This window comes from Bacillus sp. JJ664, from assembly GCF_036962205.1.
Classification (GTDB): domain Bacteria; phylum Bacillota; class Bacilli; order Bacillales; family Bacillaceae_G; genus Gottfriedia.
The window spans coordinates 482-7,519 of the sequence record NZ_JBALMS010000006.1; the positions used below are offsets into that span (position 1 = coordinate 482).

Sequence of the window (7,038 nt, forward strand, 5' to 3'; positions counted from 1 at the left end):
GTGGGCCCAGGAGGCTCAGCGCCCGCCCCATGGAAAGCGAGCATCCTGGAGTGGAAATCAACGCATTTTCTTTTTTCGTTAATGTAAAGTAGAAGGGGCGTCTCTTAGACAAATAGTCTTATGAGACAGCCCCTATTTTAAAATGCTAATTATATAGTTATATAATTTTTTTACTAATTGCAGTAAGTTTAATTTTTGATCTAATCCAAGTTAAGTTTTAATATTTTTATAGTCTTTAAACCAGTCTGTAAATTTAATTAATCCTTCCTCGATAGAAGTTTGAGGGCGATATTTTATGTCATTGACTAGTTGTTCAATATCAGCATATGTTTCAAGAACTTCTCCGGGGTTCATTGGCAATAACTTTAAAATTGCTTTTTTGCCTAATTGCACTTCAATTAACTGAATAAAGTAGTCTAATTTTACAGGTTTATGATTGCCGATATTATAAATTTTATAAAACGAATCAGATTCCTTCGGTGGACCATTATTTATAATCCGCATGACTGATTCTACAACATCATCAATATACGTAAAATCTCTTTTCATATTTCCATAATTATACACTTCGATCGGCTGTTGATTGATGATGGCATTAGAGAATTTAAACAGTGCCATATCGGGTCTCCCCCATGGGCCGTATACTGTGAAGAAGCGTAGTCCAGTAGTAGGAAGTTTAAATGTATGACTGTAAGTATATGCCATTAATTCATTCGCTTTTTTTGTAGCAGCATATAAACTGATTGGATGGTCTACTCGGTCATAAATTGATGAGGGAATGTGTTTATTATTTCCATAAACTGAACTTGATGATGCATAGATCAGGTGACTGATTTTGTGGTGTTTACAGCATTCTAGAATATTTGCAAACCCAACGAGATTCGATTGAATATAAGACTCGGGATTTTCGATGCTATATCGAATACCTGCTTGTGCTGCTAAATTGATAACAATCTCAAATTGATATTGTTCAAATAGACTTTCTACTAATTCTTTATTGTCTATTGAACCTTTTACAAAATGAAACTTTTGGTATTTCTTTAGCATATTTAATCTATCATATTTTAATGTTACATCGTAATAATCATTTATATTATCGATACCTATTACTTGGCAACCTTCCTCTAATAAGCGACGAGATAGATGAAATCCTATGAAACCTGCACAACCAGTAATAAAAATGAGTCTATTAATATTCTGTATGATTTGAATTACCTCCTTACCTAATAACCGATAACATATCATATGTAGTTTAAAGGACGAGGTTCTACCGCTTGGAAAAATATGCAAATAACTATGAAACCACATTTTAGGCTGTGAAATTTTTTGATAAAAAGGATTTAGCCCTCACAACACTTGTACTAATTCATATTATTACATTAGGTCTATACTGGCTTAAAGCTCAAAAGAAAAATGAGTAAAAAACATTTCACCTTTGAAATGTTCATTTTTTAGTGGGCTTTAATTAAGTAGGAGGGAGATTTTGGAAAATTTAATAATTGAACCATGGGATGTCGATGAACTAACTCATGAGTTTTACGTACCTGAGTATATAGAAGCGATTGGCGTTGAAGTTTTAAAGGAATATGATCTTCAAGTTAGCAGCATGCAAGTTGTGACGACAAAACCAGATAAAGGTGGAGCAATTTGGAAGATAGAAACAAATGCTGGTCCAAAAAGTTTTAAGCTTTTACACAGAAGACCAACTAGAAGTATGTTTAGTTTAGGTGCTCAGAAGTATTTGGTTGAAGTACAAGAGGCTAGAGTTCCAGCTATCATTAGAACAAAAAATGGTGAAGAATATGTAGAAGCAGGTGGGAAATTATGGTTTGTGGCAGAGTGGATTGAAACGTTAGCTCCAGTGTCAAAAGATTTAGTTGGGGCAAAACAGCTATGCTACGCATTAGGGGAATTCCATCGTTTAAGCAAAGGCTACGTTCCACCTAGTCAAGCTGAAGTAGCGTCAAGATTACACAAATGGCCAAAAAGTTATGAAAAAATATATTCAAAAATGAATTGGTTCCGAACTGTAGCATTAGCTTATGAAGAAATGCCAGCAAGTCAGGCGTTATTAAATGTAGTTGATATGTTTCAGGAACAAGCAGCAAAAAGTATTGAAGATCTAAATCAATCTCAATATTTTGAGATGGTAAATGAAGGTAATGCAAATTGGGGATTAGTTCATCAGGATTATGGTTGGTCAAATGGTCAAATGGGACCAAATGGCATGTGGATCATCGACCTTGATGGAGTAGCATATGACTTACCTATTCGTGATTTAAGAAAGTTAATATCTGGAACAATGTCGGATTTATTTGGATGGGATGCTACTTGGGTTCGAGAAATGATTCAGTCCTATCATGAAGCGAATCCTATTTCTCCAGAGTTATATGAGGTATTAATGATTGATTTCTCATTACCAAATGAATTTTATAAAAATATTAAAGAAGTTCTATATGAACCAGAACTATTCTTAACTGAAACAACAATTCAATTAATTCAATCGATTGTTGATCTGGAGCAGTCAAAATGGGCTACTTTAACTGAAATAAGAAATGACTGGAGTGATCAATCATGAAGATATTAATGGTTTGTACTGAGAATCTTCCGGTACCTCCAGTTTTAGGTGGAGCGATTCAAACCTATATTTCAGGAAGTTTACCTTATTTAAGTAAAAGTCATGATATAACAATTATGGGAATAAATGACCCAACACTACCAGATGAGGAAATAATTGATGGAGTGAAATATATTCGTGTTCCTGGAAAAGTACTTGAATTGTATCGTGAAGGTGTCGTTGAATATATAAATTCAAATCAATTCGATTTAATTCACATTTTTAACAGACCTCGATTGGTTTTGCCAATTCGAAAAGTTGCTCCTAATGCAAAAATAACTTTGAGTATGCATAACGATATGTTTAATCTTGGTAAAATCGATCCAGAAGAAGCTAAGTTGGTAATTGAAGAAGTTTCCAATATTGTAACTGTCAGTGACTATGTAGGGAATGTAATTCGCGAACTTTATCCTGAGGCTTCTAATAAGATTAGAACAATTTATTCAGGAGTAGATTCTGATAGATTTTTACCTGGAAATAATTCGAAAATGAGTGAAATTAGAGATTCGCTTAGACGAGAATATGGTTTAGAGAATAAAACAGTCATTTTATTTGCGGGCAGACTTTCTGAAAATAAAGGAGTAGACCGTTTAATTAGAGCTTTACCACAGCTATCGAAAACATTTAAAGATTTAGCATTGGTCATAGTAGGGAGTAATTGGTTTAGCCAAAATAATGTAACAGATTATGTAGCATATATTAGAGCCATCTCAAAAAAACAGGAAGTTCCAGTCGTTACAACAGGATTCGTGTCACCATTTGAAATGCAAAACTGGTTTGCTGTAGCTGATATATTTGTTTGTACTTCTCTTTGGCAAGAACCACTAGCTAGAGTTCATTATGAAGCAATGGCAGCAGGACTTCCTATTGTAACAACAGCAAGAGGTGGTAACCCAGAAGTTATTATACCTGGTGAAAATGGATTAATTGTTGAAAATCCAGAAGACCCTAGTGAATTTGCAGCAAAGATTACAGAGATTTTATCGAATAAATCATTAATGAGAAGCATGAGTAACAGAGGAAGAGAACTAGCAATTTCTAAATATACCTGGAGTCGAGTAGGAAATGAGATTTTAGAAGTATGGAATCAATCACAATTTGCTTCTGCTGTTACTTCGGAGCAATTAGAACAATATGAATCTAAACTAGTCTTTAAAACAGCAGCTCCTGTACAAACGAACAAAAACATTCCTACTGTATCTGAGGAAACACAAGTTAACGAGAACGAAACGAAAGAAATCCAGATTGAAAAAGAACTAGAAATAGTAGCGAAACAGCCGATCTTGGAAAAAGTCATAGAAACAGTGGGGAAACAGCCTATCCAGGAAAGAGTAATAGAAACAATTGGAAAACAGCCTATCCAGGAAAGAGTAATAAAAACGGTTACAATGCAATCTTTCGAGGAAAAAATCTTAGAAGCATTAGTAAAGCAATCTATTCGTGGCAATATGAAACTAGGGAAGCAGACTGTTCAAATCCGAGATGTAACAAATGTTAATCCTATAACCTTAAGAAAAATCAGAAGCATAACAGATCGAGTGAATGCAAATACGAACGCGGTTGTAGAAGTGAAAGATGTTAATACAATGAAAGAAACTAAAAATGAACTAAATAAACCAATTAACCAGCAAACAGGTCTAAGAAAGATTTCGAGTGTTACGGAACAGTATAATAAGAAGTTTATTTCTTAGAAAATATAAAGAGCTTGTATTCTTACATGCTCTTTTTTGCATGTTTTAAATATATTTCATACTATTTTTATTATGGTCGATCATGCCATTTTATGATAATAGGAAGAATGTACATATAGTAAATAAATAGTAGAATGACTATTACGGCCATTGGCCAGCTTTTTTTGAGCATAAATATCACCTCATTACCTTTAGTATGCAAATTTTTTTATATAATTATTCAATTCATCTCATTATAAGATGGACAATTAACAAGTAATTTTTATAGTGTAAAGGCAAATAACCTACTAAATTTATTTCATAGTAGGCAATTGAAATAGTAGGTTATTTATCCATATATGAGAAACGTCTACTAGGTATATATTGAACTTTCATTATTAATAGGCTTATATGGTGTCCGAAACTCCAAATTTACATATACAGTATTATTGAACAAAGATTTGGAGGCAACCATAGATGAAAATCCGAAAGGCTATTATTCCCGCCGCCGGTCTCGGGACTCGTTTTTTGCCGGCAACGAAGGCACAGCCGAAGGAGATGCTACCAATAGTTGATAAACCAACTATTCAATATATTGTTGAAGAAGCAGTCGCATCAGGTATTGAAGAAATCATCATTATTAGTGGTAGAGGAAAAAGATCCATTGAGGATCATTTTGATAAGTCTTATGAGCTAGAAGAAGCTCTACTACGTAAAAACCAATTAGAAGAATTAAAGGAAATTCAAAAAATATCAAACATTGTCAAAATCTTTTATGTCCGTCAGAAGGAGCCAAAAGGTTTAGGAGATGCAATATTATGTGCAAGAAGCTTCATAGGTGATGAACCATTTGCAGTATTGTTAGGTGATGACATTGTGTTGTCATCAACCCCATGCCTAAAACAAATAATAAATGTATTTGAAAAGCATAATAGTTCGGTAATTGCTGTTCAAGATGTAGCTGATGAAGATGTTAGTAAGTATGGCATTATTAAACCAAAAAATATAGAGAATGATGATGATTTGTTTGAAATTGACTATTTAGTGGAAAAACCGAAAAAAGAGAATGCGCCATCAAATTATGCGATTATGGGTCGATATATTCTAACTCCGGAAATTTTTGAAATATTATCGAGACTTCCTGTTGGACAAGGATGCGAATTGCAGCTAACGGATGCCATCAATGAACTGAATAAAGAACAAAAGGTCTTGGCATATAACTTTGAGGGAAGACGCTATGACATTGGTAATAAGATTGGATTTATTATGGCAACGATTGATTTTGCAATTCATAGAGATGAAATAAAAGATGAAGTCATTGCATTCTTAAAAGACATAATTGAAAAAGAATACCTCCTTAATAGGGGGAATGAATAAGATGAAAATTGCTATTTTAGGTACGGGTTATGTAGGTTTGACGACTGGTATTTGTTTGTCTGAAATCGGCCATTATGTTACATGTATCGATATAAACGAGCAGAAAATAAAGAATCTTCAGGCTGGAATCTCACCGATTTACGAACCAGGACTTGACGAACTACTTGTTAAAAATGGTTTAGAAGAAAGATTATTTTTTACATCGTCATTTAGCGAAGGTTTGGAGTCAGCAGAGATTATCATAATAGCTGTTGGAACACCACAAAGAAATGATGGTGCAGCAGATCTATCATATCTTGAAGGTGCGGCCGTTCATATTGGAACACATATTCAACCAAATACAGTTGTTGTGATTAAAAGTACAGTTCCAGTTGGGACGAATGAATATATAAAAGATTTAATTCAAAAACACTGTCCAAAAGAGTTATCGTTTGAAATTGTTTCTAATCCTGAATTTTTAAGACAAGGTTCTGCTATTAAAGATACAATGAAAGCCGATCGCATCGTAATAGGAAGTGAAAACGAACAAGCTAGAGAGAAAATAAAAGAGATGTACAAACCGTTAAATGTGCCGTTTATTTTGACCAATACACGAAGTGCAGAAATGATTAAATATGCTTCTAATGCCTTCTTAGCAAGTAAAATCAGCTATATTAATGAAATTTCTAACTTATGTGAAGCAGTTGGAGCAAATGTAGAAGATGTTGCAAAAGGAATGGGTAAAGATTTTCGAATTGGTGAAGCATTTTTACATGCAGGGATTGGATATGGTGGATCGTGTTTTCCAAAGGATGTAAAAGCATTACTTTATTCAGCCAAGTTAAATGGTGTAAACTTTGGATTTTTAAATGAGGTTATTGCAATAAATGATCATCAACATGAGTTGCTTGTGGAGAAAGCCTTAAAACGGTTTGGATCATTAGACGGGAAGAAAATCGCTTTATTAGGTTTATCGTTTAAACCCGAAACGGATGATATGAGAGAGGCTCCTTCCATTAAAATATCGCGTGCTTTACTGACATTAGGTGCAAAAGTCAGTGCTTATGATCCAGTTGCAATTGAAAATGCAAAAAATATATTAGGTGAAACGATAGAATATGCATCATCTGTTAAGGAAGCGGTAAATAACGTAGATGCAGTGTTCATTGTTACCGAATGGAATGAATTCAAAGAATTAGATATAAAGAGTTTAACAGAGAGCATGAGAAATCCGATTATTTTTGATGGTAGAAATTGTATTTTAGAATCTAAGTTAAGAGACTGTGGAACAGTAGAATACTATCCTATTGGAAAACCATCGATTTTGATAAACGTAATGTAAATCAATAAGACCTAAAAAAACTAAAACGGTTCTCAATCAGTCTGAATCTCTTG

At 33.7% G+C, this 7,038-nt stretch carries 5 protein-coding genes; 4 read left to right on the plus strand and 1 reads right to left on the minus strand.

Annotated features, from left to right (window positions below):
* Positions 1-210: 210 nt before the first annotated feature.
* A complete protein-coding gene (locus V7056_RS01205) occupies positions 211-1,245 on the minus strand; it encodes an NAD-dependent epimerase (RefSeq protein WP_499698569.1) in 1,035 nt (344 codons plus the stop codon).
* Positions 1,246-1,483: 238 nt separating this feature from the next.
* On the opposite strand from V7056_RS01205, the gene V7056_RS01210 reads away from it, so the two are divergent.
* From V7056_RS01210 to V7056_RS01225, 4 genes are all read left to right on the plus strand, one after another.
* Positions 1,484-2,578: a CotS family spore coat protein gene (locus tag V7056_RS01210; RefSeq protein ID WP_499698541.1), complete on the plus strand. Its 1,095-nt coding sequence runs from the start codon at positions 1,484-1,486 to the stop codon at positions 2,576-2,578.
* Positions 2,575-4,308 (plus strand): glycosyltransferase family 4 protein, encoded by a 1,734-nt coding sequence (locus V7056_RS01215; protein ID WP_499698543.1) that lies wholly within the window; start codon positions 2,575-2,577, stop codon positions 4,306-4,308. Before V7056_RS01210 ends, V7056_RS01215 begins: the two co-directional genes overlap by 4 nt.
* A 456-nt stretch (positions 4,309-4,764) precedes the next feature.
* Positions 4,765-5,664: a UTP--glucose-1-phosphate uridylyltransferase GalU gene (galU, locus tag V7056_RS01220; RefSeq protein WP_499698545.1), complete on the plus strand. Its 900-nt coding sequence runs from the start codon at positions 4,765-4,767 to the stop codon at positions 5,662-5,664.
* 1 nt (position 5,665) lies between these two features.
* Positions 5,666-6,985 carry a UDP-glucose dehydrogenase family protein gene (locus tag V7056_RS01225; protein ID WP_499698547.1) on the plus strand — a complete coding sequence of 440 codons (1,320 nt, stop codon included), beginning with the start codon at positions 5,666-5,668 and terminating at the stop codon, positions 6,983-6,985.
* The last annotated feature ends 53 nt before the right edge of the window (positions 6,986-7,038 follow it).